Source organism: Nigerium sp., from assembly GCF_039811905.1.
GTDB lineage: Bacteria > Actinomycetota > Actinomycetes > Propionibacteriales > Propionibacteriaceae > Propioniciclava.
The window spans coordinates 1-25,550 of sequence record NZ_JBDHZL010000033.1; the positions used below are offsets into that span (position 1 = coordinate 1).

The 25,550-nt window shown below is 72.2% G+C and carries 26 protein-coding genes and 1 tRNA gene; 20 read left to right on the forward strand and 7 right to left on the reverse strand.

Annotated elements, in window-relative coordinates; translation table 11 throughout:
- Positions 1–35 precede the first annotated feature (35 nt).
- Complete coding sequence (locus WMJ97_RS07750) at positions 36–992, reverse strand: AEC family transporter (protein ID WP_347348408.1); 957 nt, start codon at positions 990–992, stop codon at positions 36–38.
- 271 nt (positions 993–1,263) lie between these two features.
- Here WMJ97_RS07750 and mfd point away from each other — a divergent pair, with 271 nt between their 5' ends.
- The 5 genes from mfd (at position 1,264) to WMJ97_RS07775 (ending at position 8,148) form a co-directional block, all read left to right on the forward strand.
- On the forward strand, positions 1,264–4,662 hold the full coding sequence (mfd, locus tag WMJ97_RS07755; protein WP_347348431.1) for a transcription-repair coupling factor: 3,399 nt from the start codon (positions 1,264–1,266) through the stop codon (positions 4,660–4,662).
- A gap of 421 nt (positions 4,663–5,083) precedes the next feature.
- On the forward strand, positions 5,084–5,605 hold the full coding sequence (locus tag WMJ97_RS07760) for a hypothetical protein (protein ID WP_347348409.1): 522 nt from the start codon (positions 5,084–5,086) through the stop codon (positions 5,603–5,605).
- Positions 5,606–5,657: 52 nt separating this feature from the next.
- Positions 5,658–6,230 (forward strand): MazG family protein, encoded by a 573-nt coding sequence (locus WMJ97_RS07765; protein ID WP_347348432.1) that lies wholly within the window; start codon positions 5,658–5,660, stop codon positions 6,228–6,230.
- A gap of 116 nt (positions 6,231–6,346) precedes the next feature.
- The gene (locus WMJ97_RS07770) at positions 6,347–6,493 is read left to right on the forward strand and encodes a hypothetical protein (protein ID WP_347348433.1); all 147 of its coding nucleotides are present in this window, start codon (positions 6,347–6,349) and stop codon (positions 6,491–6,493) included.
- Positions 6,490–8,148, forward strand: a complete 1,659-nt coding sequence (locus WMJ97_RS07775; RefSeq protein WP_347348410.1) for an FAD-dependent oxidoreductase — start codon at positions 6,490–6,492, stop codon at positions 8,146–8,148. Before WMJ97_RS07770 ends, WMJ97_RS07775 begins: the two co-directional genes overlap by 4 nt.
- A gap of 20 nt (positions 8,149–8,168) precedes the next feature.
- Here WMJ97_RS07775 and WMJ97_RS07780 read toward each other — a convergent pair whose 3' ends face one another.
- A complete protein-coding gene (locus tag WMJ97_RS07780; RefSeq protein ID WP_347348411.1) occupies positions 8,169–8,420 on the reverse strand; it encodes a metal-sensitive transcriptional regulator in 252 nt (83 codons plus the stop codon).
- Between the two features lie 156 nt (positions 8,421–8,576).
- Between WMJ97_RS07780 and WMJ97_RS07785 the strand changes: the two genes are divergently transcribed.
- From WMJ97_RS07785 to WMJ97_RS07825, 9 genes are all read left to right on the forward strand, one after another.
- Complete coding sequence (locus WMJ97_RS07785) at positions 8,577–9,119, forward strand: universal stress protein (RefSeq protein WP_347348412.1); 543 nt, start codon at positions 8,577–8,579, stop codon at positions 9,117–9,119.
- Entirely contained in the window at positions 9,110–9,559 is a 450-nt protein-coding gene (locus tag WMJ97_RS07790) for a CrcB family protein (protein WP_347348413.1), read from the forward strand. The genes WMJ97_RS07785 and WMJ97_RS07790 overlap by 10 nt, the downstream gene beginning before the upstream one ends.
- Positions 9,556–9,936, forward strand: coding sequence for a fluoride efflux transporter CrcB (gene crcB / locus WMJ97_RS07795; RefSeq protein WP_347348414.1), 381 nt, complete (start codon positions 9,556–9,558; stop codon positions 9,934–9,936). The genes WMJ97_RS07790 and crcB overlap by 4 nt, the downstream gene beginning before the upstream one ends.
- Before the next feature lie 151 nt (positions 9,937–10,087).
- Positions 10,088–11,368 carry a phosphopyruvate hydratase gene (gene eno / locus WMJ97_RS07800; protein ID WP_347348415.1) on the forward strand — a complete coding sequence of 427 codons (1,281 nt, stop codon included), beginning with the start codon at positions 10,088–10,090 and terminating at the stop codon, positions 11,366–11,368.
- 238 nt (positions 11,369–11,606) lie between these two features.
- A complete protein-coding gene (locus tag WMJ97_RS07805; protein ID WP_347348416.1) occupies positions 11,607–12,185 on the forward strand; it encodes a septum formation initiator family protein in 579 nt (192 codons plus the stop codon).
- 71 nt (positions 12,186–12,256) lie between these two features.
- Positions 12,257–12,748: a DUF501 domain-containing protein gene (locus tag WMJ97_RS07810; RefSeq protein ID WP_347348417.1), complete on the forward strand. Its 492-nt coding sequence runs from the start codon at positions 12,257–12,259 to the stop codon at positions 12,746–12,748.
- Entirely contained in the window at positions 12,736–13,683 is a 948-nt protein-coding gene (locus tag WMJ97_RS07815) for a Ppx/GppA phosphatase family protein (protein ID WP_347348418.1), read from the forward strand. The genes WMJ97_RS07810 and WMJ97_RS07815 overlap by 13 nt, the downstream gene beginning before the upstream one ends.
- A 476-nt stretch (positions 13,684–14,159) precedes the next feature.
- A tRNA-Leu gene (locus tag WMJ97_RS07820) sits at positions 14,160–14,232 on the forward strand.
- A gap of 92 nt (positions 14,233–14,324) precedes the next feature.
- On the forward strand, positions 14,325–15,188 hold the full coding sequence (locus WMJ97_RS07825; protein WP_347348419.1) for a Bax inhibitor-1/YccA family protein: 864 nt from the start codon (positions 14,325–14,327) through the stop codon (positions 15,186–15,188).
- A gap of 188 nt (positions 15,189–15,376) precedes the next feature.
- Here WMJ97_RS07825 and WMJ97_RS07830 read toward each other — a convergent pair whose 3' ends face one another.
- Entirely contained in the window at positions 15,377–16,102 is a 726-nt protein-coding gene (locus WMJ97_RS07830; protein ID WP_347348420.1) for an NUDIX domain-containing protein, read from the reverse strand.
- A gap of 118 nt (positions 16,103–16,220) precedes the next feature.
- On the opposite strand from WMJ97_RS07830, the gene WMJ97_RS07835 reads away from it, so the two are divergent.
- The gene (locus tag WMJ97_RS07835) at positions 16,221–17,096 is read left to right on the forward strand and encodes a neutral zinc metallopeptidase (RefSeq protein ID WP_347348421.1); all 876 of its coding nucleotides are present in this window, start codon (positions 16,221–16,223) and stop codon (positions 17,094–17,096) included.
- A 49-nt stretch (positions 17,097–17,145) separates the two neighbouring features.
- Positions 17,146–18,213 carry a DNA adenine methylase gene (locus WMJ97_RS07840; protein ID WP_347348422.1) on the forward strand — a complete coding sequence of 356 codons (1,068 nt, stop codon included), beginning with the start codon at positions 17,146–17,148 and terminating at the stop codon, positions 18,211–18,213.
- Between the two features lie 57 nt (positions 18,214–18,270).
- On the opposite strand, the gene WMJ97_RS07845 is transcribed toward WMJ97_RS07840, so the two are convergent.
- The 3 genes from WMJ97_RS07845 to WMJ97_RS07855 are packed head-to-tail and all read right to left on the reverse strand — an operon-like array spanning position 18,271 to position 22,256.
- Positions 18,271–19,224, reverse strand: coding sequence for a hypothetical protein (locus WMJ97_RS07845; RefSeq protein ID WP_347348423.1), 954 nt, complete (start codon positions 19,222–19,224; stop codon positions 18,271–18,273).
- Between the two features lie 16 nt (positions 19,225–19,240).
- Positions 19,241–21,220: a S9 family peptidase gene (locus WMJ97_RS07850; protein WP_347348424.1), complete on the reverse strand. Its 1,980-nt coding sequence runs from the start codon at positions 21,218–21,220 to the stop codon at positions 19,241–19,243.
- A gap of 4 nt (positions 21,221–21,224) precedes the next feature.
- The gene (locus WMJ97_RS07855; protein WP_347348425.1) at positions 21,225–22,256 is read right to left on the reverse strand and encodes a Gfo/Idh/MocA family oxidoreductase; all 1,032 of its coding nucleotides are present in this window, start codon (positions 22,254–22,256) and stop codon (positions 21,225–21,227) included.
- Between the two features lie 107 nt (positions 22,257–22,363).
- Between WMJ97_RS07855 and WMJ97_RS07860 the strand changes: the two genes are divergently transcribed.
- The gene (locus WMJ97_RS07860) at positions 22,364–22,552 is read left to right on the forward strand and encodes a YegP family protein (RefSeq protein WP_347348426.1); all 189 of its coding nucleotides are present in this window, start codon (positions 22,364–22,366) and stop codon (positions 22,550–22,552) included.
- Between the two features lie 180 nt (positions 22,553–22,732).
- Here WMJ97_RS07860 and msrA read toward each other — a convergent pair whose 3' ends face one another.
- Positions 22,733–23,344, reverse strand: coding sequence for a peptide-methionine (S)-S-oxide reductase MsrA (msrA, locus tag WMJ97_RS07865; RefSeq protein ID WP_347348427.1), 612 nt, complete (start codon positions 23,342–23,344; stop codon positions 22,733–22,735).
- A 105-nt stretch (positions 23,345–23,449) separates the two neighbouring features.
- Here msrA and WMJ97_RS07870 point away from each other — a divergent pair, with 105 nt between their 5' ends.
- From WMJ97_RS07870 to WMJ97_RS07880, 3 genes are all read left to right on the forward strand, one after another.
- Positions 23,450–24,217, forward strand: coding sequence for a class I SAM-dependent methyltransferase (locus WMJ97_RS07870; protein ID WP_347348428.1), 768 nt, complete (start codon positions 23,450–23,452; stop codon positions 24,215–24,217).
- 230 nt (positions 24,218–24,447) lie between these two features.
- The gene (locus tag WMJ97_RS07875) at positions 24,448–24,879 is read left to right on the forward strand and encodes a helix-turn-helix transcriptional regulator (protein WP_347348429.1); all 432 of its coding nucleotides are present in this window, start codon (positions 24,448–24,450) and stop codon (positions 24,877–24,879) included.
- Between the two features lie 4 nt (positions 24,880–24,883).
- Positions 24,884–25,417 (forward strand): hypothetical protein, encoded by a 534-nt coding sequence (locus WMJ97_RS07880; RefSeq protein WP_347348430.1) that lies wholly within the window; start codon positions 24,884–24,886, stop codon positions 25,415–25,417.
- Positions 25,418–25,550: the final 133 nt, after the last annotated feature.

Sequence of the window (25,550 nt, forward strand, 5' to 3'; positions counted from 1 at the left end):
CCTGTTCCCTGGACGCCCGCCCCGACGGCCCGCCCTCACAGCCACCCGACGGCGGAGAGGGCGACCATCCAGCCGGTGATGGTGAAGAACGACACCACGGTCGACGTCATCATGGTCGCCGCCCCGAAGTCGCCCTCGCCGAACTGCTCGCCGAGGGTCGCCAGCACCGTCACCGACGGCAGCGCGCACGTCAGCACGAACGCCGCCCGAAGCTGCGGCGCCAGCGGCGGGAGCCCGAGCAGCGGCAGGCCCACCGCCAGGCCGACCGCGAGCGCCGGCATCCCGAGCAGCTTCGCGAGCACCGAGAAGGCGAGGTCGGCCACCCCGCCGCCGATGCGCAGGCCGACGAGCATGCCGCCGATCGAGAACAGCGCGACGGCCGACGACGAGTTCGCCAGCAACTCCACCGCGTGGAAGATCATCGGCGGGATCCGCAACCCCACCGCCCCGACGACGACCGCGGCCACGATCGCGATCACCAGCGGATGCGTGACGACGCGCCAGGTGATGCCGCGGATGCGCACGCTCCACCGCTCGTCGCGGCCCGCGGCCGACTCGAGCAGAATCAGCGCCACCGGGATGATCAGCGTGTTGTCGACGAGCATGTCCATCCCGATCGCGAGCCCGGCCACCTGCGGCAGCATGAGCAGGAAGATCGGGAACCCCACGAAGCCGTTGTTCGTGCCCGACAAGGCGAAGGAGACCATAGCGGCGCGCGTCCGGCTCACGCGGCGGAGGCGTCCCCAGAGCTGCCCGAGCGCGGCCATCGCCATGGCGGCGACCGCGTAGCCCAGCAGGTAGGTGGGGTTCAGGATCTCGCCCAGCGAGCGGCCCGCCACGTTCACGAAGATCAGCGGCGGCAGCGCGATCTTGATGACGTACGTCGAGAACACGCTCATGTCGGCGCGCCCGAACATGCCGAGCCGTGTCGTCACGAACCCGACCGCCACGATCAGGAAGATGGGCACCGTGGCCGACAGGATGTCGATCATCGTCGGCAACATCTCCTCGGCGTCTGACGCGCGCCCTGGTCGGCTCGCGCGGATCCCTCTGCGCAGGCTAACACCGGGACGCCGCGGGCTCGCGGCGTCCCGCTCGACTCAGACGCGGCTCGACTCCGACGCGGCTCGACTCCGGCGCCGGGCGCACCGGCCGGCGCGGCGGGCGTCCGGGGGCTGGTTTGGCGGGACGGGGTAGGTTGGTCCGGTGAATCTTTCGGGCCTCATCGAGCTCGTCGCCTCCGAACCCACCATCTCCGAACTCATGGACGCCGCGCGCGCCGGTTCGCGCGCGACGCTGGACGTCGCCATGCCCGAGGCGATGCGTCCGCCGGTCGCGGCCGCGCTCGCCGGGCCGCGACCGTTGCTGCTCGTCACGTCCACGTACCGCGAGGCCGAGACGCTGGCGTCCTCGCTCGACTCGCTGTTGGGGCCGGACGCCGTCGCCTACTACCCGGCCTGGGAGACGCTGCCGCACGAACGGCTGTCGCCGCGCTCCGACACCGTCGGCCGCCGCCTCGAGGTGCTGCGCCGGCTCGCCGGGCACGACGAGCGTCCGGCGCCGCGGGTCATCGTCGCGCCGGTGCGCGCGATCCTGCAGCCGCAGGTCAAGGGGCTGGGCTCGCTGCTGCCGGTGACGCTGGTCGCGGGGCACGACTACGACATCGACGACGTCGCCCGTGCGCTCGTCGGGGCCGCCTACACGCGCGTCGACCTGGTCGAGCGGCGGGGCGAGTTCGCGGTCCGCGGCGGCATCATCGACGTCTTCCCGCCGACGGAGGAGCACCCGGTCCGCGTCGACTTCTTCGGCGACACCGTCGAGGAGATCCGGCACTTCCAGGTCTCCGACCAGCGGTCGGAGGAAGACACGCTGCCCGAGATCACGGCGTCCCCCTGCCGGGAGATGCTGATCACGGACGCCGTCCGCGAGCGCGCGCTCACGCACGCCCGCGACGGCCGGGTGCCCGGGCCGGTGCGCGAGCTGTTCGAGCGGATCGCCGACGGCCACGCGGTCGACGGCATGGAGGCGCTCTCGGCGGCGCTCGTGGACGGGCTGGAGCTGCTCGTCGACGTCGTCCCCGACGACACGATCGTGGCGGTGGCCGACCCCGAGAAGGTCCGCGCCCGCGCGCTGGAACTGCACGAGACGTCCCAGGAGTTCCTTCACGCCTCGTGGGAGGCGGCGGCCGAGGGCGGCGAGGCCCCGATCGACCTGGAGGCGTCGGCCTACCGGACGCTCGGCGAGGTCCGCACGCGCTCCCTCGGGCGCGGCCTGTCCTGGTGGACGATGTCGGGCTTCGCCGAGGACCCGGAGTCCCTGCAGGTGCCAGCCAGCGAGAGCGAGGTCTTCCGCGGGGAGGTGGAGCGCGCGGTGACGGCGGTGACGGACGCCGTGCACGAGGGCTGGCGCGTCGTCCTCGTCGCCGACAACAACGGCCGCGCCTCGCGCCTGCGCGAAGTGCTCGCGGACGCCGACCTGGCCGGCCGCGTCGAGATCCTCGTCGCCGACCTGCCGCACGGCTTCCGCGTCGAGTCGCTGAAGCTGGCGGTCTTCACCGCGGGCGACCTGTCCGGGCAGCGCGATGTCGACAAGTCCACGCGCAAGATGCCCCGGCGGCGCAAGAACGCGATCGACCCCCTGGAGTTGAAGGCGGGCGACTACGTCGTCCACGAGCAGCACGGCGTCGGGCGCTACGTCGAGATGGTGCAGCGCACCGTCGGCGGCTCGACGCGCGAGTACCTGGTCGTGGAGTACGCGCCGAGCAAGCGCGGCCAGCCGGGCGACCGGCTATTCCTGCCGATGGACCAGCTCGATCAGGTCACCCGCTACGTCGGCGGCGAGGCGCCGGCGCTCGACAAGATGGGCGGAGCCGACTGGGCCAAGCGCAAGAGCCGGGCGCGCCGGGCCGTCCGGCAGATCGCGGCGGAGCTGATCAAGCTGTACGCCGCGCGGCAGGCGTCCCAGGGGCACGCGTTCGGCGCCGACACCGTCTGGCAGCGCGAACTCGAGGACGCCTTCAGCTACGTCGAGACCCCCGACCAGCTCTCGGCGATCAACGAGACGAAGTCCGACATGGAGCAGATCGTCCCGATGGACCGCCTCGTCTGCGGCGACGTGGGCTACGGCAAGACCGAGATCGCCCTGCGGGCGGCGTTCAAGGCGGTGATGGACGGCAAGCAGGTGGCGGTGCTCGTCCCGACGACGCTGCTCGTGCAGCAGCACTACGCCACGTTCGCCGACCGGTACGCCGGCTTCCCGGTCACGGTCGCGCAGCTCTCGCGCTTCCAGACCTCGGCGGAGTCGAAGAAGACGATCGAGGGCATCGCCGACGGGTCGGTGGACGTCGTCATCGGCACGCACCGGCTGCTCTCGGACGCCGTGCAGTTCAAGGATCTCGGCCTCGTCGTCATCGACGAGGAGCAGCGGTTCGGCGTCGAGCACAAGGAGGCGCTGAAGAAGCTGCGGCTGAACGTCGACGTGCTGGCCATGTCCGCGACGCCGATCCCGCGGACGCTGGAGATGGCCGTCACCGGCATCCGCGAGATGTCGGTGATCTCGACGCCGCCCGAGGAGCGGCACCCCGTCCTCACGTTCGCCGGCCCCTACGACGACGGCCAGGTGCGCGCGGCGATCCGCCGCGAGCTGGCCCGCGAGGGGCAGGTCTTCTACATCCACAACCGCGTCGGCACGATCGAGAAGGCCGCGGCGAAGCTGCGCGACCTCGTCCCGGAGGCGCGCGTCGCGGTCGCGCACGGACAGATGAATGAGAGCGCGCTCGAGCAGGTGATGGTCGACTTTTGGGAGCGGCGGGCCGACGTCCTGGTCTGCACGACGATCGTCGAGGCCGGCCTCGACATCTCCACGGCCAACACGCTCATCATCGAGCGCGCCGACCTGCTGGGCCTGTCGCAGTTGCACCAGCTGCGCGGGCGGGTGGGCCGCGGCCGCGAGCGCGGTTATGCCTACTTCCTCTACCCGCCCGAGAAGCCGCTCACCGACACCGCGCACGACCGCCTCGCGACGATGGCCGCGCACGCCGACCTGGGCGCGGGCATGGCGATCGCGATGAAAGACCTGGAGATCCGCGGCGCCGGCAACCTGTTGGGCGGCGAGCAGTCGGGCCACATCGCCGACGTCGGGTTCGACCTCTACATCCGGCTGGTGGGGGAGGCGGTCGCCGACTTCCGCGGGGAGGACACCGAGCCCGAGCCCGAGATGAAGATCGAGCTGCCCGTCGAGGCGCACCTGCCGGTCGACTACGTCGAGTCCGAACGGCTGCGGCTGGAGATGTACAAGCGGCTGGCGCAGGTGCGCAGCGAGGACGACCTCGCGGCCGTCCGCGCGGAGCTCACCGACCGCTACGGGACGCCGCCCGAGCCGGTCGAGGCGCTGCTCGAGGTCGCCCGCTTCCGCATCCTGTGCCGCAGCGTGGGGCTCACCGAGGTGATCTCGGCGGGGCAGAACATCCGGTTCAGCCCGGCGGACCTCCCCGACTCGCGCGTGCTGCGGCTGGGCCGGCTGTACCCGGGCTCGAAGGTGCTGAAGGCGTCTCGACAGGTGCTGCTGCCGCGGCCGGTCACCCGGCCGATCGGCGGCCAGCCCGTCAAGGACGCCGCCCTGCTGGCGTGGGCCACGAAGGCCGTCACCGACCTCTTCGCCTGACGCCCGAGATCGTCGCTGTGGGCAACCAATCCGGCCCCTCGTCCGTAGTGCAGGCAGAAAACCACGACGGGAGGACGAGATGGGCGCAGCAGCGGGCAGCCGCGACGCGTCGTTCACGGCGTTCATGCTGGACGCCGCCCTGCGGACGCTGGGTGCCTGGGAGTCCGACGGCGGGTGGACCAGGGACCTCGGGGCGCGGCGTCCCCCAGGCGCCGGACGCGGTGGGCGAGCTGCCGGGCCACGGCACGGTGCTGCTCGTGTCCGGTCCGGCAACCGCCGGCGGGCCGGGCACCCTGAGGATCGCGTGGCGCGACTCCCGAGGAACGGCCCACTCGGTGGAAGGCTGATGCCGCTAAGATCGCGATGAGCCCGCCGAGGGGCTCGGGCCGGTCCGCACCGCACGATGGAGGAGCATCCCACGATGAACAAGGCAGTCCACGCACTCGCGGCCGTCACGTTGGGTGCGTTGGCACTCGTGGGTTGCGCGGCGCAGAACCCGAACGACGCGGCGATCGTGGGCAACACGCAGGTGCGCCAGGCCGACGTCGACCAGACCGTCGCCGAGCTGCTCGCCGCCACCCAGGCTCAGCCGGGCCAACTCCGGCTCGCCGTGGTGAACACCCTCATCAACGGGCAGGTCGCCCAGCAGTTGGCGTCGACCAACAACGTGCCGCTGACCGACGAGGCGCGCGCCGAGATCGTCAAGCAGGTGCCCGAGCTCGTGCAGCTCTCGCAGACCGAGGGCGGCCGCCGCTACGTCGACAACGCGACCGACTACGTGATCGTCGCCCGCAAGCTGGGCCAGGACAAGTACCTCACCGAGTGCTCGCGCATGCAGATCTCGGTGAACCCGCGCTACGGCTCGTGGGTGCCGGACGCCTGCCAGCTCAGCGGCGCGAGCGGTAGCCTGTCGCGCGTCGCGCCCACGATGCCGAACCCGTGATCGCGTCGTGAGCGAGGCGCGGCACCCCGGGCTCGACCGGCTCGCGGAGGTCATGCACGCCATCCGCTCCGGCTGTCCGTGGGACGCCGGGCAGACCCACGCGTCCCTCGTCACCTACCTGGTGGAGGAGACGGCGGAGGTCGTCGAGGCGATCGAGGCCGGCGACGACGTCGACCTGCGCGAGGAGTTGGGCGACCTGTTGCTGCAGGTCTTCTTCCACGCCGAGATCGCGGCCGAAGAGGGCCGGTTCGACATCGACGACGTCGCCGGCCAGATCGCCGATAAGCTCCAACGCCGCCACCCGTACGTGTTCTCCGACGCGGACGTCCCCGACGACCTCAACGCCTCCTGGGAGCGGCGCAAGAAGGCCGAGAAGGGTCGTCAGTCCGCCCTCGACGGCATCCCGGGCCCGCTGGCGACGCTGGCCAGGGCGTCCAAGGTCGTGAGCCGTGCGCGGGCGCACGGCGTCGGCGTCCCGCTGCCCGACGAACCGATCGACGCGGACGCCGTCGGTCGCGGCGTCCTGGCGTTGGTCGCGCGGGCGCAGGCGTCCGGCGTGGACGCCGACCAGGCGACGCGCGCGGCCCTGCGCGCGCTGGAGGAGGGGCTGCGAGCCTCCGAGTGATCCCACTCAGCCGGGTCGGCCTGGGTGGTGAAGATACCCCGGGGGGTATATCGTTGGGGCGGCCGTCCCGCGAGGGGTCGGCCGCGAGACGCGAGGGAGCGAGAATGTGTCGTCCGGTGACCTGTCAGAAGTGCGGCAAGACGACGTGGGCGGGGTGCGGCCAGCACGTGGCCCAGGTGCGCGCGGGGGTGGCCCCGGGCCAGTGGTGCACGTGCGAGCGGACGCCGTCCGGCGGGTTCCTGAGCCGCCTGCTCGGCCGATGAGCGCGACGCAATCCGAAGGCGCGCCGGAGCCGCGCCGGGTCGTCGTGGTGGGTGGCGTGGCCGGCGGCATGTCGGCCGCCACGCGGCTGCGCCGCCTCGACGAGCGGGCGGTCATCACCGTCTTCGAGCGGGGCGGGTACGTGTCGTTCGCGAACTGCGGGCTGCCCTACCACGTCGGCGGGGTCATCGCCGAGAGGGACGCCCTGCTGCTGCAGACGCCCGCGTCGCTGGGGCGCCGCTTCGGCCTCGACGTCCGCGTCGGGCACGAGGTGGTCGGCATCGACCGCACGGCGCGCTCCGTCCGCGTGCGCGAGGTCGCGACGGGCCGCGAGTTCGACGAGCCGTACGACGACCTGATCCTGTCGCCGGGGGCGTCCCCGATCGTGCCGGACGTCCCGGGGGCCGAGCGGGCGCGCACGCTGCGCACCATCGAGGACACCGACGCGTTGGTGGCGGCCCTCGCCGCCGAACCCCGGACGGCCGTGGTGATCGGCGGCGGGTTCATCGGGCTGGAGGTCGCCGAGAACCTGGTGCATCGCGGCCTCGACGTCACGGTCGTCGAACTCGCCGACCAGGTGCTCGCGCCGCTCGATCCCGAGCTGGCCGCGCTCGTCGCCGACGAGCTCGCCGGCCACGGCGTCCGGGTGGCGACCGGAGTGTCGGTCACCGCGATCGGGCCCGCGGACGTCATGCTCTCGACGGGCGAGCGGCTGCCCGCCGACCTCGTCGTCGCGGCGATCGGCGTCCGGCCCGACTCGCGGCTCGCCGCCGACGCCGGCCTGGCGGTCAACGACCGCGGCGGCATCGTCGTGGACGACCATCAGCGCACCTCCGACGAGCACATCTTCGCGGTGGGGGACGCGGCTCAGAAGGCCGACGCCGTCTCGGGCGGGGCCGCGATGGTCCCGCTCGCGCAGACCGCGAACCGCCACGGACGCCTCGTCGCCGACGTGATCTGCGGCCGGGAGACCGCGTCACGGCCGGTGCTGGGGACGGCGATCGTCCGGGTGTTCGGGCTGGCCGCCGCCACGACCGGCTGGAACGAGAAGCGGCTGCGCGCGGCCGGACGCCCCTACCGGGCCATCCACGCGCATCCAGGCTCGCACGCCGGGTACTACCCGGGTGCCGAGACGCTGCATCTGAAGCTGCTCGTCGACCCCGCGACCGACGCGATCCTCGGCGCGCAAGGCGTCGGCCGGGACGGCGTCGACAAGCGCATCGACGTGATCGCGACGGCGATGGCGGGCGGCGTGACGGCGTCCGGGCTGGCGGATCTGGAGCTCGCGTACGCGCCCCAGTTCGGCTCGGCGAAGGATCCGGTGACGATGCTGGGCTTCATCGCGGACAACCTGGCGTCGGGGCGAGCCGACTCCGTGCAGTGGCACGAGGTGGCGGACGAGCAGCGGCGCGGGGTGCCCGTGGTCGACGTCCGGACGCCCGCCGAGTTCGAGCGCGGCCACATCCCCGGCTCGGTGAACGTGCCGGTGGACGAGCTGCGCGACCGGCTCGACGAGGTCCCCGAGGGGGACGTCATCGTCACGTGCCAGGTCGGCCTGCGCGGGCACGTCGCCGAGAGCCTGTTGGCCCAGCACGGACGCCGCGTCCGCAACCTGGACGGCGGCTACCTCACCTGGTCCGCCCTCAGGCCGGGGTGAGCCTCAGGGCAGGGTGGGCCTCAGGCGAGAGTGAGGAAGAGCTTCTCCATCCGGTCGGCGTCCATCGTGTCGTCGGCCAGGCACTGCCGCATGCCGGTCGCGACGACGGCGAACCCGGCCCGCTCCAGCGCCTTGGAGACCGCCGCGATCTGCAGGACGATCTCTTCGCAGTCGCGGCCCTGCTCCATCATGTCGATGATGCCGTTGAGTTGCCCGCGGGCCCGCTTGAGGCGGTTGATGGCCGGGCGCAGCGTCTCGGGTGACATCTCCATGGGGGCTCCTTCGTGGCGGTCCGTGGCGGCCACCATACCCCCGCGGGCATCCGATGCGCGTGGGTTCCCCTCGATCGTGCGGATTCGGGTGGTCACGCCGGGAGTAGTGTGCCGCGCACAGCGTCCCTGCACGCCCGACCGCTCGGAGGTGTCCCCATGGTGGAGCGCGTCCCGCCCCAGCCGCACCCGTCCCGCCTCACCGACTTCGCGGGCCACGCGATCGTGGTCGCCGCCGTCCCGGGGCAGGCGCCCCTGGTCGGGCTGACGGCCGCGTCGCTGGCCCGTGCGACCGGCGCGCCCGCGGTCTACTTCGCCTACGTCGACCAGACGCGCTACACCGACGAGGAGTTCCCCGACGGCACGGTGCGGCACCTGCCGATCAACCCGGACGCCGCCGGCGACGCCTGGGCGGAGACCGAGCGCGCGCTCCGGGCGGAGGCCGAGGCCACGATGGCCGGCCAAGGCGTGGAGTGGCACGTCCGCTACCTGGCGGGCCGCGTCGATCGGGCGCTCACCCACCTGGCCCGGGCCGTGGACGCCGCCGCCTTCGTCGTCGGCGCCCGCGTCGGACGCCCGAGGCGCCTCGCCGACTTCGTCGACGGGGCCCTGTCGATGCAGCTCTCGCACCGCCAGCACCGGCCCGTGGTCGTCGTGCCGCTGGAGGTCGTCGACTGGAGGGGGCGCGCCCCGTGGGAGTGACCAGCCCGGCTCCCGCCCCCCGCCCGCCCTACCGCGACCCGGCGCTGCTCGGGCTCATCGCGCTCGGCGGCGCCCTGGGGACGCTGGCGCGCGCGGGCCTGGCGAACGCGCTGCCGACGGCGTCCGGGGGGTGGCCCTGGGCGACGTTCGCGGTGAACGTCGCGGGCGCGCTCGCGCTCGGCTTCCTGCTCGAACTCCTGGCCCGGCTCGGCCCGGACGCCGGGGTCCGCCGCGCGGTCCGCCTGGGCGTGGGCACGGGGTTCATGGGCGGGTTCACCACGTACTCGACGTTCGCCGTGGAGGTCGCCTCCGCGCTGCCCGGCCCGGGACGCCTCCTCGGCATCGCCTACGGGGTCGCCACCGTCCTGCTCGGCTTCGGAGCCGCCGCGCTCGGCATCCTGGCCGCGCGGCGCCTCGCGCGGGCGGGAGGCGTCCGATGATCATGCTGCTTGTTGCGCTCGCGGGCGGACTCGGCGCGGTCGCCCGGTTCGTGGTGGACGCCGCGATCGCCCGGAGGGCGTCGTCCCGGCTGCCGATCGGGACGCTCACGATCAACGTGACCGGCTCACTCCTGCTCGGCTTCCTGGCCGGCTGGGTGGCGTTCGGCGCGGGGACGGGTCTGAGTCACGACGTCCGGACCGTCGTCGGGACGGGGTTCTGCGGCGGGTACACCACGTTCAGCACCGCCTCCGTCGAGACGGTGCGGCTCGTGCTCGGGCACGACGCGCGCGCGGGCGCCGAGTACGCCGTTTGGACCCTGATCGGGTCGGTCCTCGCGGCCGGCGCGGGTCTCGGCGCGGCGGCGCTGGCCTTCTGATCGGACGCCGCGGCGCCCGCCGGCGCCGGCGCGGGCAGGCGGCGTGCCAGCCCTGTGCCACGTCATGGGACGTTCATCTCGGGGAGGCGCGACGGGCGCCGGGATCACCACTAGAGTGAACCGCGATGTTCCTTCAATGAAAGGCAGAATCGTGGCAACCATCGAATTCGTTGACGCACGCGAGATTCTCGACTCGCGCGGCAACCCCACCGTCGAGGTTCAGGTCATCCTCGATGACGGTTCCGAGGGTCGCGCGGCCGTCCCGTCCGGCGCGTCCACGGGCGCCTTCGAGGCGGTCGAGCTTCGCGACGGCGACAAGAAGCGCTACGGCGGCAAGGGCGTCCAGAAGGCTGTGGAGAACGTGCAGGAGCAGATCGCTCCCGAGGTCATGGGCTTCGAGGCCGACGCGCAGCGCCTCCTCGATCTCGCGATGCTCGAGCTCGACGGCACCCCCAACAAGGGCAAGCTCGGCGCGAACGCCATCCTCGGCGTCTCGCTGGCGGTCGCCCGCGCCGCGGCCGAGTCCGCGAGCCTCCCGCTCTACCGCTACCTCGGCGGCCCGAACGCGCACGTGCTCCCCGTCCCGATGATGAACATCCTGAACGGCGGCAGCCATGCTGACTCCAACGTCGACGTCCAGGAGTTCATGATCGCGCCGATCGGCGCCGAGTCGTTCGCCGAGGCCCTGCAGATGGGCGCGGGCGTGTACCACCAGCTCAAGAAGGTGCTGCACGAGCGCGGCCTGGCCACCGGCCTGGGCGACGAGGGCGGCTTCGCCCCGAACCTCGACAGCAACAGCGAGGCGCTCGACCTGATCGTCGACGCGATCAAGCAGGCCGGCTTCGAGCCCGGCAAGGACGTGGCGCTCGCGCTCGACGTCGCGGCGTCCGAGTTCTACGACGACGGCGTGTACACCTTCGAGGGCTCCAAGAAGTCCTCCGACGAGATGATCAAGATCTTCGAGGGCTGGGTCGACAAGTACCCGCTGGTGTCGATCGAGGATCCGCTCAACGAGGAGGATTGGGAAGGCTGGGCCAAGTTCACCGCCGAGCTGGGCGACAAGATCCAGATCGTCGGCGACGACCTGTTCGTCACCAACCCCGAGCGCCTCAAGAAGGGCATCGACACCGACACCGCGAACGCGCTGCTGGTGAAGGTGAACCAGATCGGCTCGCTCAGCGAGACGCTGGACGCCGTCGAGCTCGCCCATCGCAACGGCTACCGCTGCATGCTGTCCCACCGCTCCGGTGAGACGGAGGACACGACGATCGCCGACCTGGCCGTCGCCACCAACTGCGGCCAGATCAAGTCCGGCGCCCCGGCTCGCTCCGAGCGCCTCGCGAAGTACAACCAGCTGCTCCGCATCGAGGAGGATCTGGACGACGCCGCGTCCTACGCCGGTCGTTCCGCCTTCCCGCGGTTCAAGGGCTGATCCCCTCACCGCGACGCGGCCGTCCGGCACGGTGTCGCGGTCGACCAGCACCCGGCCGGGCCCTTCGGGGCCCGGCCGGTGTGCGTCCGGACGCCTGCCGCGTGCGTGTGTCGCCCCGAGCGGGCGGCGTCCGGACGGCCGACGGGGCCCACGGATCCGCACCCCGGCCGGGCGGCGTCCCACGATTGGCGTGGCGGGGTGCCTATCCTGGGCGGGAATCGCGGAAAGGGGGAGCGGCATGGCCCGCGACAAGCGCTCGATGCGCACGCACGCAGGTCCGGGGCGGGGGCAGCGTCGCGCCCGCACGGCGCGGTCGGCGTCCACGCCGGTGGAGCGCGAGGCCGGCGCGTCCCGGGCGGGGCGCACGTTCGGCGCGCTCCGCAGCAAGATCAAGCGACCCACCCTCAAGAACAACCTCGGCCTGACCCGGCGCGCGCTCGTGTTCTTCGCGGTGCTGGCGCTGCTGGCCTTGTCGTACGTGAACTCGTTGCGGACCTACCTCGTCCAGCAGAGCACCATGGCGACCACGCAGCAGCAGATCGCGGAGCGGTCGCAGCGGGCGTCCGACCTGCAGCGTCAGCTGGACCGGTGGCACGATCCGGCGTTCGTGAAGAGCCAGGCCCGCACGCGGCTCGGCTGGGTCATGCCCGGCGAGGTCGGCTACCGGGTCATCGGGGCCGACGGCACGGTCATCACCGCCGGGGCCGACGTGGCGGGTCTCGACCGCCAGGGCGTCACCGATCTGTCCCCCCGGTGGTGGGATCGGTTGTCCAGCTCCGTCAAGACCGCCGACGAGCCCGGCGCCGCCCGACGCTGACGCTCGGCGGGCCGACCCGTGGAGCGCTGTGCCGGTGGAGGGTGTCCGGCTGAGCGACTAGGGTGCGAAGCGTGCAACGTGAACCTCTGACCGAGGCCGACGAGGCCGTCGTCGCCGAGCAACTGGGGCGCCCGCCGCGCGGGGTGGCCGGCGTCGCCTGGCGCTGTCCGTGCGGCAAGCCCGGCGCCGTGGTCACCGAGCCGCGGTTGCCCGACGGCACGCCCTTCCCGACCGTGTACTACCTGACCTGCCCGCGGGCGGTCGCCGCGTGCTCGACGCTGGAGGCGTCCGGGCTCATGGCCGAGATGACGGAGCGCCTGGCGAGCGATCCCGAGCTCGCGGCCGGCTACGGCCGCGCCCACTACGCCTATCTCGCCGACCGGGAGCAGTTGGGCTCTGTCGACGAGATCCACGGCATCAGCGCGGGCGGCATGCCGACGCGAGTCAAGTGCCTGCACGTTCTGGCCGCGCACGCCCTCGCGGCCGGGCGGGGCGTCAATCCATTGGGCGACGAAGTGCTGGATGCCCTCGGCGAGTTCTGGGAGTCCCCATGTCTGAGCTGACCGTCGCCGCCATCGACTGCGGCACGAACTCGGTCCGCCTCCTCGTCGCCCGCGGCGACGGGTCGGGGCCGTTCACCGAGGTCGCGCGCGAGTTGCACCTCACCCGGCTGGGCCAGGGGGTGGACGCCACCGGCGAGTTCGCGCCCGAGGCGCTCGATCGCACGCTCGCGGCCCTCGACGACTTCGCCGGCCGGATCGCGGACGCCAGCGCCGAGCGCGTCCGGTTCGTCGCGACGTCGGCGGCGCGGGACGCCGGCAACCGGGACGCCTTCTTCGAGGGCGTCCGGCAGCGGCTCGGCGTGGACGCCGAGATCATCTCCGGCGATGAGGAGGCGCGGCTGTCGTTCGTCGGGGCGCTGTCGGCGGCGGCGTCCGTCACGGCGCCCGCGCTGGTCATGGATATCGGCGGCGGTTCGACGGAGCTGGTGCTCGGCACCCTGAGCGGGGGGCGTCCGGAGGTGACGGCGGCCCGGTCGCTCGACATGGGGTCGGTGCGGGTGCGGGAGCGCTTCCTGCACTCCGACCCGCCCACCGCGGAGGAGATCGCGGCGGCGACCGCGTTCGTGGACGCCCTCATCGACGACTCCGGCGTCGACGTGGCCGCGGCCCGCACCTGGTTCGGGGTGGGGGGCACGGCGACGTCCCTGGCGGCGATCGTGCAGGGCCTCACGACGTACGACCGGCGGGCCGTGCACGGGTCGACCGTCACCCACGACGAGTTGGACGCCGTGACCGCCCGCCTGCTGAGCACGCCGGTGGCCGAGGTGCTGAGGATCCCCAGCCTGCAGCCGAAGCGGGCCGACGTCATCTGCGCGGGAGCCCTCATCGCCGCCCGGGTGGGCGCCCGCGTCGAGGCGCCGCTGTCGGTGAGCGAGTCGGACATCCTCGACGGGCTCGTCCTCGACCTGCTGGCGGATTCCGGCCGCCTGGGGTGAGCTCGCCTCGCGTGGGCGTTTCTACCTGACGTTCTCCACATCCTGGTGTGGAGGTTGTCGCACACCCCGGACGCCCTCGGCGGAGGAGACTGTTTCCCGCGACGGACGCCCCTGGACCGGACGCCCCTGCGACGGACGCCCCCGGCGGACGCCCTCCAGCGTCCGCCACGCTCCCTTCGGACGCCCACGCGCGCGAGCGGGCACCGTCCCCGGTCGCCGGCGTCCGGGAACGCCTGCAGCGTTGCGAGAACGCTGCAAGCGTTGCGCGGACGCCTGCGTTAATCGAGAACGCTGCCTTACGTAAGGCAGCGTTCCCGCCGGAGCCCGGCGTGATGAGAACGCCTGCAGCGTTCGCGGGAACACCTGCAGCGTTTCAACAAGACCTGCAGCGTTTCGCATCAGCCCGATCCCGTGCCCGGCGTCCCAGCGCGCATCGGACGGGCAGCCGCCCCGGTCGGTAAGCTGTCCCCCCGGACGCCCCCGTAGCCCAACGGCAGAGGCCGGCGGCTTAAACCCGCTCCAGTGTGGGTTCGACTCCCACCGGGGGCACCCCTGGGCCGTCCCGGATTCGCGGGGCGGGAAGGTCCGTGTTCGTCCGGGCGTTGTTTACGATGGACGCGACCCACGAGAGGAACTTTTCAGTGCGTAGCAACAACCCCGTCTTCAACCGGCCGACGGCTTTCCAGCCGGCCCAGGGCCAGGGCTACGGAGGCCAGCCGTCCTACGGCCAGCAGCCCTACGGCCAGCCCCAGCCTCAGTACGGCCAGTACGATCAGCAGCCCTACGACCAGCAGCCCTACGGCCAGCCGGAGTACTCGCAGCAGGGCGAGGGCGGCTTCATGACGATCGACGACGTCATCACGAAGTCGGCGATCACGATGGGCGTCCTCGTGCTCGCCGCGGCCGTCACGTTCATGTTCCTGCCGGTGTCGATGATCATGCCGGCCGTGATCGTGAGCGCGCTGGTCGGCTTCGTGACCGTCCTCTTCGTGTCGTTGCGACGCCGCGTCAACCCGGCCGCGGTGCTCGCGTACTCGGTCATCGAGGGTGTCTTCATCGGCGCGTTCAGCAAGCTCTTTGAGACGCTGTACAACGGCATCGTCGTGCAGGCAATCTTCGCGACGTTCATCGCCGCCGGCGTGACGCTGGCCGCGTACAAGTTCTTCCGGATCAAGGTGGGCAACCAGTTCCGCAAGATCATCACCATCGGCACGATCGCGGCCGCCGTGCTCATGCTGGTGAACTTCGGCTTCGCGCTGGCGGGCATCAACCTGGGCATCCGCGGCATCGGCCCCGGGGCGGGCATGCTCGCGATTGTCGTTTCCCTGATCTGCCTCTTCCTCGCGGTGGCGAACCTGATCCTCGACTTCGACTACATCGAGCAGGGCATCGCCCAGCGCGCCCCGGCGAGCGAGTCGTGGCGGGCCGCGTTCGGCCTGACCGTCACCATGGTCTGGCTCTACACCGAGCTCCTGCGCATCCTGTCGTACTTCCGCAGCAACTAGCGCTCTACGCTCAGCGAACGGCCCGTCCCTGAAGGGGCGGGCCGTTCGGCGTCCCACGATCGTGCCGGACGCCGCGGGCGCGGGCTGGGCGGGCGGTGCGAGCGCACCTCGGGATGCGACGGCGTCCGATCGGGCCGCAGTGAAGGGTCGCAACCCGACGGCGGCGTCCCACGAAAACGGACAAGGACTCAGGCGAGCCGCTGCTGCTGCTCCCAGCGCCAGAGGCGAAGTTGGTTGGGTGCGTGGCGGTTCAGCAGCGACATCGCGCCGGTCGCCCAGGGCAACTCGCGCCACCGGTCGGGACGAACCCAGGCCGAATCGGCGGTCGTGCCGCCCGCATCGTGGACGATCGGGTCGGTCGGCCAGTGGCAGTTCGCCGCATAAATCAGCCGGACGGCGTGGAAGTCTTCGATGACGCCGGTGGGGGACAGCCCGATCCAGTGGTCGGTCTGCACGTCGATGAACTGCTTCACCTCGGCGTGCTGCCCGGTCTCCTCGTAGACCTCCCGCTGCACGGTGTGCGCGGGGCCCTCGCCCTCGTCGATGCCGCCGCCGGGCAGGCTCCACAGGCCGGGCACAGCCGTCCGGTCGGAGAACTCGGTCGCGAGGATGCCCCGGTCGCTCACCACGATCGCGTACGCCGCGGCGCGCTGCCGCCGCACCGGCTCGGCCTCGCTCAGGTTCAGCCCGCGGATCATCGTGCGCGTGCGCTGCGGCCCGCGGGGGTTCACGAGGCGCCCATGCGGGGTGACCTGCACCGTCACCACCAGGTCTTCGATCGTGCCGGTCGCCGACAGCGGACGGATGATCTTGTACCCGTCCTCCCACGCCCGCTGGTGCGGATCTTCGCCGTGCCCGAGCGTGTAAGCGAAGACGGGGGACCCCCCGCCCACCTCCACGCCCACGATCTGCATGCCGCCCACTATGACTCTTCGGTCCCTCACAATCCAGTCGACGCACGCTGCAGAGCCAGGGGGCCTCGGATTCTGTCGTCACTAGCGGCTATGCTCATCGCGTCAAATCGGGCCAGTCATGGAGGACGCCGTGCAGTACAACCAGGGTGCGCAGCTCGATCCGTCGCAGATGGGCGGGGGTGGTGGCGGCGGCCGCATCGCGGTCGGAGGCGGGGTGAGCGTCATCGTCCTGCTGCTGGCTCTGCTGTTCGGTATCAACCCGGCCGACATTCTCGGGTCGGGCACGACCACCGACCAGGGTGGGGCGCAGCAGCCGAACCCGTACGCGCACTGCACGACGGGGGCGTCCATCAACGAAGATCGCAACTGTCGCTTCGTGGCCTATACGAACGCCATCCAGTCGTTCTGGGGGCAGACGATGCAGGGCTACCAGAAGGCCCAGACCGTCACGTTCAACTCGCAGGTGTCCACCGCGTGCGGCACGGCCACCTCGCAGGTCGGCCCGTTCTACTGCCCCAACGACAAGACGGTGTACCTCGACACGACGTTCTTCGACCAGATCCTCAAGGGCCAGCTCGGCGCCCAGGGCGGCGACGCGGCCGAGGCGTACGTCATCGCCCACGAGTACGGGCACCACATCCAGAACCTCACGGGCGTCATGGCGCGCGTGCAGTCGCAGGGGCAGCAGACCGGGGCCAACTCGGCCGCGGTCGCGCTCGAGCTGCAGGCCGACTGCTACGCGGGCGTCTGGCTGAAGAACGCGACGAGCGACCCGAACTCGCCGATCGCGTCCGTGAACCAGCAAGACATCAACGAGGCGGTCGACGCGGCCGTCTCCGTGGGCGACGACCGCATCCAGCAGCGCAGCCAGGGCCAGGTGAACCCCGACGCGTGGACGCACGGGTCGTCCGCTCAGCGCAAGCGCTGGATGGCGCAGGGCTTCACCACGGGCGATCCGAACCAGTGCAACACGTTCTCGTCGTCCGGCAACTGAGGTCGTCCGGCGCGTGATGGCGTCCAGCCGCTGAACCGGCGGGCCGCCGGTGATCAAGTACCTCGGGTCCAAACGGGCGCTGGTCGGCGTCCTGGGGCGGCTCGCGGACGCCTCGGGCGCCGCGACCGCGGTCGACCTATTCACCGGCACCACCCGCGTCGCGCAGGAGTTCTGCCGCCGCGGCCTGACGACGACCGCGGTCGACGTCGCCGCCTACTCCCACGTGCTGGCCGGCTGCTACGTCGAGGCGGACGCCGACCGGGTCGACCAGGCCGAGGTCGCCGAGGCCCTGGCGCGGCTGGAGGGTCGGCCCGGCGTCCGGGGGTATGTGACGGAGGTGTTCTGCGAGCAGGCCCGCTACTTCCACCCCGACAACGGCGTTCGGATCGACGCGATCCGCGACGGCATCGACGAGTGGTACGGCGCGTCGCCGCTGCGCCCGATCCTGCTGACCTCGCTGCTCGAGGCCGCGGACGCCGTCGACTCGACGATCGGCCTCCAGATGAGCTACCTGAAGCAGTGGGCGCCGCGGTCGCTGAAGCCGCTGCGGCTGCGTCCGCCGGTGCTGACGCCCGGCGCGGGGCGCGCGGTGCGGGGCGACGCGACGGCGTACGCGGCGTCCATGGAACCCGTCGGGCTGGCCTACCTCGACCCGCCCTACAACCAGCACCGCTACTTCACGAACTATCACGTGTGGGAGACCCTCGTCCGGTGGGACGCACCCGGCCACTACGGCGTCGCCTGCAAGCGGCTCGACGCGCGGGACCCGGAGACGCGCAGCCCCTTCAACAGCCGCCGCACCATGCCGGACGCCCTCGCGCGCACGATCGCGGCCGTCCGGGCCGAGGTGGTGGCCGTGTCGTTCAGCGACGAGGGGTTCGTCACGATCGACGACCTCGTCGCGATGATGCGCGACCGCGGCGAGGAGGTCCGCGTCCTCGCGTTCGACTCCCGTCGCTACATCGGGGCGAAGCTGGGCGTGTTCAACCCGGCGGGCGTCCGGGTGGGGCAGGAGGGGCACCTGCGCAACACCGAGTTCGTCGTGCTCGCCGGCCCGGGCGACACCCTCGAGCGCATGGTGGACGCCGCCGGCGCCGAGCACCTGCGCGCCGGGTGAGCGGAGGCGGCCAGCCGGACGCCGCCCGCACCCCCGCGGGCCGGGCCAGCGGCGTCCTTACTGGACGCGGTTGCCGGCGAGGTCGGTGACGAAGCGCTGGGCGCCGACGGTGAAGTACAGGCGCGGGGTGCCGAGGCGGGCTCGGTCGTCGGCGACGACCGACCAGCTGTCGGTATACGGGACGCTGCCGGACGCCGCGTTCGTGAGCGTGCGCCACACGACCTCGGAGCGCACGAGCCGCGGGTCGAACGCGGCGTTGCTCGGCTGCTCGTTGCGCTGGCTGATCGTGACGGGGAACTTCGGCGTCCGCTGCCGGCGGGCGGTGGTCTGGTTGGGCCCCGGGAAGTCGATGTACGCGCCGGTCTCGGTGCCGACGCCGACCTGCACGGCGGAGGTGTGCGAGCCGATGGCGTCCGACAGCCCGCGCGAGATGCCCCACTCGGTGCGGAAGTCGAGCGTGGGCAGCAAGGTTCCGTCGGGGTAGAAGAAGACAGTGCGGGTCTCGGGCATCGTCGACACGGCCATCAGGATCTCGCTCGCGCTGTGGTCGATGATCTGCCGGTCGACGATCTGCAACTCCTGCTGCTGATCGGAGCCCGACACGGCGGCCGCGGCCCGGAACAGCGCCCCGACGTCGGACAGGTCGTACTTCGCCGGGTCGAACGTCGCCTGGTCGACGTAGGCCAGGTCGGACGCCACCTGCTGCACCCGGCCGTCGCGGTACGCCCAGGTGACGGGTTTGCCGCTCGCGTCGAGCACGCTCACCGACGCCGCGTAGTGCCGGACCTCGACCATGATGACCCGGCTGCTGCCCGACGCCGCGACGAGCCGGCGCACCATCGCCTGCGCGGCGCCCGGCTGGGTCATGTCGACCGCTGGGGACGCCGACGGGCTCGGCGACCCGGACGTCTCCGTCGGGCTCGGCAGCACCGCGGGCTGACACCCGGTGACGAGCAGGGCGCCGACCAAGACGGCGGAGCACCTGAGGCGCCGTTGGAAGGGCTTCGTCACCCGATGAGGATACCCCTCACCGTCGCGGCAAATGCCGGCGCCAGAACGACAGGATGGCCCGGTAGCGCTGGAGGCGATGCTGGGGGCGTCCGGACCGGGAGAGCTCGTGGTTCTCGCCGGGGAAGACGAGCAGTTCGGCGTCCACGCCGGCGAGCTTGAGCTGCGTGTAGTAGCGCAGCGCCTGACCGATCGGGCAGCGCAGATCCTGCTCGGAGTGGATGACGAGCGTCGGCGTCCGGACCTGATCGGTGAGCAGCGTCGGCGACTGGGCGTCGAGCCGGGCCCGGTCGGTGCCGTTGTACTGCTCGACGAAGTACCAGCCGATGTCGGACGCCCCGACGAACGACGCCGGGTCGAGGTACCCGCGCTCGACGATGGCCCCCGAGAAGCGGTGGTCGTGGGCGATGATCCAGGCCGTCAGGTAGCCGCCGTAGCTGCCGCCCATGATGCCGAGCTGGTCGGACGCCAGCCCGTCGGTCACCTCGAGCGCGTGGTCGAGGAACGCGAGGACGTCGGCCGCGTCCAGGTTGCCGAAGTCGCCCTGGATCGCCCGCGCGTGCTCCTCGCCGTAGCCGGCGGCCCCGCGCGGGTTGCACGCGACGACCGCGTAGCCGGCCTCGGCGAGCACCTGGAACTCGTCGAAGAAGTCGGGCCCGTAGGCGGCGTGCGGCCCGCCGTGGATGACGAGGACGACCGGGTGCGGCCCCTCGTCGCCCGGCACGAGCACCCAGCCGTGCACCGGGTGGCCGTCGGGGGCGTGGGCGGTGAGCTCGACCGGCCTGATCCGCTCGGACGCCTCCCGCAGCGGCCCGCCGAAGTCGGTGAGCCACTCCTCGCCGCGCTCGGAGAGCAGGGCGACTTCGCCGGGCGTCCCTGGGTCGGACGCGGTCGCCACGACCCCGCGCCGCCCGGCCGAGGCGGCGCCCAGCACCGAGAAGTCGCCGGTCCACTCGTCGACCCGCCCGGACGCCGACACCCGCACCAGCGCGTGCCGACCGCGGACGTCCGCCCTGGCGAGCACGGCGTCCCCGTCGATCGCGCGGAGCGGACCCTCGATGAGCAGGTCGTCGGTGAGCCGACGGGCGACGCCGCCGCGCGCCGGCATCGCGTAGACGCCGGTGAGGCGTCCGACGAAGTCGCGGCCCGACGGGCCGAGGTCGCTGCCGAGGAAGAAGAGCGTCTGCCCATCGCCGGAGAAGCACGCCCCGGACGCCGACACCGGCGTCTCCACGAGCTGCGGCCCGGTGTGCCGGCTGAGGCGGTAGAGGTGGGTGACGAGGGTGCGATCGCGGTCGTCCTGGAGCGCGGACGTGACGAGGATGCCGCGGCCGTCGGGGGTGTAGACGGGCTCGGTGTAGTCCGCGTCGCCCTGCGTGACCTGGATCGCGTGGGGGACGCGTAGGGCGCGAAGCTCCTCCGGCGTCCGGCCGCGGGCGGCGCGGCCGACGGGCGTGACGGGCGGGGCGGCGAACGGGTCGGGCACGTCGACGACGAAGACGTGGTGGCGGCGGTCGTTGGTCCAGCCGACGCCGTTGCCGAGCATGGTCAGGGTGTCGATGCGGCGGGCGTCCTCGGCGTCGGCGTCCACCCCGTCGAGGGTGCCGTAGCGGCCGTCGTCGGGGACGCGGGCCACGAACGCCAGTTGGCGTCCGTCGGGGCTGAACTCGAACGCCGAGACGCCGAGCTTGGCGTCGGTCACCTGGGCGGCCTCGCCGCCGTCGACGGGGATGACGTGCAGCTGCGGCCGCTCCCCGGCGCCGGCGCGCAGGAACGCGACCAGCCCGCCGCCCGGGGAGACGCGGGGCTGGGTGTCCGCGAAACCGCGGGTCAGCCGCCGCGGCGGCTGCTGGCCGGTCAGGTCGATGCGCCAGAGCTGACCGACGTAGGCGTCGGCGTCCAGATCGGGGTGGGTGACCGCGACGATCGCCCACGACCCGTCCGGCGCGACGGCCGGCTCCGACAGCGTGTTGAGAAGGGGAAGGTCCTCAGGCTGCATGCGTTCAGACTATCGACGCGATCGAGTGCCTCGCCTCGTCGAGCAGGGCCATGACCTCGAGGGTGTCCTGCCACGGATTCATCGTCGACTCGGTGAGACCCTTCTCGATGCACCGGGACGCCTCGGCGATCTCGAACTGGAACCCTCCCTCGACCCCGGCGTCCCACACGATCGGCTCGGCGTCGGCCAGGTGGACCGTCAGCGGGCCGGGCGCGTAGAACCGCGGCGCGAACTCGACGCGCCCCCGCGTCGCGGCGACCCAGGCGCTGCTCGCCGTCGTCGCGACCATCGTCGACGTCGTTACCGCGTCGGCGGTCGGGTAGCCGAGGGCGACGACGCTGCTGGCGTCCACTCCCGTCGGGAACGGCGTGCCGACGACCGCGACCTGCTGCGGCTTGCCGAGCAGGAAGTGGACGAACGAGATCGGGTAGACACCCAGGTCGAGCAGCGCTCCGCCGGCGAGCGTCGGGTCGTACAGTCGCGGCACGTGCGAGATGGCCTGGCCGTGGTCGGCGGCGATCTGGGAGATCTCGCCGAGCGCCCCGTTGCGGAGCAACTCGCTGGTGACCAGGTAGTGCGGTAGGAACCGCGACCACATCGCCTCCATCGCGAACAACCCGGACGCCCGCGCGGCGTCGAACACCTCCTGCGCCTCGGCGGCGGTGCGCGTGAACGACTTCTCGACGAGCACGTGCTTGCCCGCGGCGAGGGCGAGCAGCGCACAATCGCGGTGCTCGGAGTGCGGGGTGGCCACATAGACCGCGTCGACATCGGGGGAGTTCACGAGCGCCTCGTACCCCTCCACCCACGTCGGGACGCCGTTCTCGGCCGCGAACCGGGACGCCCGGTCGGCGCTGCGCGAGCCCACCAGCGTCACGCGGGCGCCGGTGGCCCGGACGTCGGTCGCGAACGTGCGCGCGATGTTGCCGGCGCCCATGATGCCCCACCGGATGGGCGGGCATCCCGCGGGATCCTCCACCAGGTCGGGCCGGACCCAGGCGTTGAGCTCGGCGGGCAGGTGCAAGTCGAGGGGCATGGCCCCAATCTACGCACCGAATCGTGACCTTGCGCGGCCCGCGCGCTGTGCTCGGGTGCCCGGACGCCGTTGTACCGTGCCCTCAGTCACACCCTAAGGAGGGCCCCATGGCGGGGAAGTTCGAACTCTACAAGGACGCCTCGGGAAAGTTCCGCTTCCGCCTCAAGGCGAGCAACGGCCAGATCATCGCCACCGGCGGCGAGGCCTACGAGACCAAGCGCAGCGCCCTCGGCGGCATCGCCTCGGTGCAGAAGAACGCCCCGGACGCCCCGATCGACGATCAGACGACGGCCTAGTCGCCGACGACCTACCGCCGGGGCGTCGACGGCCTCGTCTCCCCGTCATCCAAGAGCGGCCGCCCGCGGGCGGCCGCTCTGCCTGTACCGGCGGTTCGGCCGGTCGTGATGTTCTCGCCGCTCACCCGGCCGTACCGGGCCCGCGACCCAGCCGCACCGCGGCGTCCGGGACGAGCGCGCTCAGCCGCACTTCACCCCGGTCGCGTGCAGCGGGCAATAGCCGCCGGGCACCTTGATGAGGTACTGCTGGTGGTACTCCTCGGCGAAGTAGAAGTCGCCGGCGGGGGCGATCTCGGTGGTGATCTCGCCGTAGCCCGACTGGCTCAGCGCCCGCTGGAAGCGGTCGCGCACCTCGGCCGCCACCGCGGCCTGCTCGTCGGAGGTCGTGTAGATCGCCGAGCGGTACTGCGTGCCGACGTCGTTGCCCTGACGCATCCCCTGCGTGGGGTCGTGATCCTCGAAGAAGGCGGCGAGCAGCTCGGCGTACGACACGCGCGCCGGGTCGAAGACGACCCGGACCGTCTCGGCGTGACCGGTACGCCCCGAGCAGACCTCCTCGTAGGTGGGGTTCGGCGTGAACCCGCCCTGGTAGCCGACCGCGGTGTTCGTGACGCCGTCGAGCTGCCAAAACAGCTTCTCGGCGCCCCAGAAGCAGCCGAGGGCCAGGTAGGCGACCTCGGAGCCCTCCGGCACCTCCCGGACGTCGCGCCCGAACACCTCGTGCTCGCAGCGCCCCAGGATCTCGTGGTCGCGCCCGCGCAGCGCCACCCGCGGATCGACCTGCCTCGTCATCCCAACCATCTGTACCTCCTGCCTCCACCGTAACCACGTCGGCCGCGCGCGCATTCCGCACCGTGGGCGTCCGGCCGGGGTAGGTTCGCTGCGGAGAGGAGGCTCATGCCGCCCGACGTCCCGTTCGGCTCGGCCGCGGAGCGCTACGACGCCCTGCGGCCGTCGTACCCGGACGCCGCCGTCGCCTGGGCCCTCGCGGACGCCCCCGCCGGCGACGTCGCGGACGTCGGCGCCGGCACCGGGAAGCTGACCGGCGTCCTGCTGGGAGCCGGGCACGGCGTCCGGGCGATCGATCCGTCGGACGACCTGCTGCGCGTGCTCCGCCGCCGTCACCCGGACGCCCAGGCGTCCGTCGGCACCGGAGAGCGGACCGGCCTCCCGGACGACTCGGTGGCCGCCGTCGTCTACGGCCAGTCGTGGCACTGGGTGGACGGCGCTCGGGCGACGGCCGAGGCGTCCCGGGTTCTGCGTCCGGGCGGGACGCTCGCCATGCTCTGGAACGACGCCGACGTCCGCGAGCCGTGGGTGCAGCGCTACCAGCTCGCCCAGCGCGGGCTGAAGCAGCGGCCGCCGGCGACCCGCCGGATGCCCCGGTTCCCGAGCCCCGACTTCCAGCCGCGGGAGGAGTGGCAGGTGCGGTGGCGGCGTCCCCTCACCAAGGGCGCTCTGGTGGACCTCGTCACCACGTTCAGTTTCTTTCTCACCGCGTCGCCGGCCGCGCGCCGTGCGCGCCTGGCCGCCGTGCGCGCGCAACTGGACGCCGACCTCCCCGGACCCGACGATCGCCCGGTCGAGTACCCGATGATCACCCGCGTCACCCGCTACCGCCTGACCGCCCGAGCCGGACGCCGCAAGCGCGGCGTGGTGGACTGACGCGGCCGCGCGGGGCCGGCGCCGGGCCGATCCCGGCCGGGGGCGCCCCAGGATCGGCGTGCCGGCCGACAGCGATCCTGAGCGTGGTCTCGATTTGCTAACAGCGCTAGCGACGGGCGTCCGGGTCGGGGCGCCTACGGGCCTGCGACAAGCGCTCTCAGGGACGGATGGGGGACTTCCCCCGGCGTCCGGGGTTGAAAAGCGCTAACTACAGCTAGCAAACTGGGGTCATGGCAGACAACGAACCCACCGAGGCTTCGCCGGACGCGCCGCGTTCGTCGAGCCTCGGCGAGTTCATCGCCTCCCAGCGCCGCGCGGCGGAGATGTCGCTACGCCAGCTGGCCGAGCGTGCCGGGATCTCGAATCCCTATGTCAGCCAGATCGAACGCGGGTTGCGCAAGCCGTCCGCCGAGGTGTTGCAGAGCTTGGCCGTCGCCCTGTCGGTGTCGGCCGAGTCCCTGTTCGTCAAGGCGGGCATGATCGACCCGGACGCGGAGCGTCCGTCGTCGGTGGTGGGCGCCATCCACAACGATCGACGGCTGTCTGATGCCCAAAAGCAGGCGCTGACCGACGTCTACCTGGCGTTCGTCTCCGGCGCGGAAAGCCGAAGCGAGCCCTCATCCCCGAAACCGCCGGCCGAACCGGCACAGAACAAGGAGTAATCCGATGACCGATCAGTTCACGAACGGCCCGTCCGACGAGCAGAAGGGCTCCGAGCGGCAGTCCGGCGAGAAGCTCGCCGACCAGGCGATGAAGTTCGCCTCCGAGACCGCGTACGCCGCAGCCGGCTTCGCGAACGTCGTCGCCGACAAGGCCAAGGCGTTCTACGAGACCCAGAAAGCGCAGTACGCCGAGACGCACCCCGACACCACGTCGCCGGGCGCCAAGCAGTTCCTCGATCAGCTATCCGACCAGCTCACGAAGTTCATCGACGACGTGCAGAAGGGCTACAAGGACATGGCCGAACGCGGCCGCACCGTCGTCAGCAGCCGCGGCGCGACCACCCAGCCGCGCGACGACAAGGGCCCCTTCGACATGGATGACGACGTGATGGACGCCCCCGCCGACGACACCTCCGAGGCGGAGCCGGCCAACGCGACGACGGAGGTGCCGGTCGACGCCGAGGAGCACGTGGAGGAGACGGTCATCTCCGACGCCCCCACCACCGAGAACCCGGAGAACGAGAACAAGCACTTCTGATCCTCGTCCGAGCCCGGACGCCGGCGCGGCTGAGCTTTCCGCGGTCTCGCAGGCCCCCGACACGAGGACCCCGACACGAGGACCCCGACACGAGGCCCCCGAGCATTGCTCGGGGGTCTCGTCGCGCGGGGGG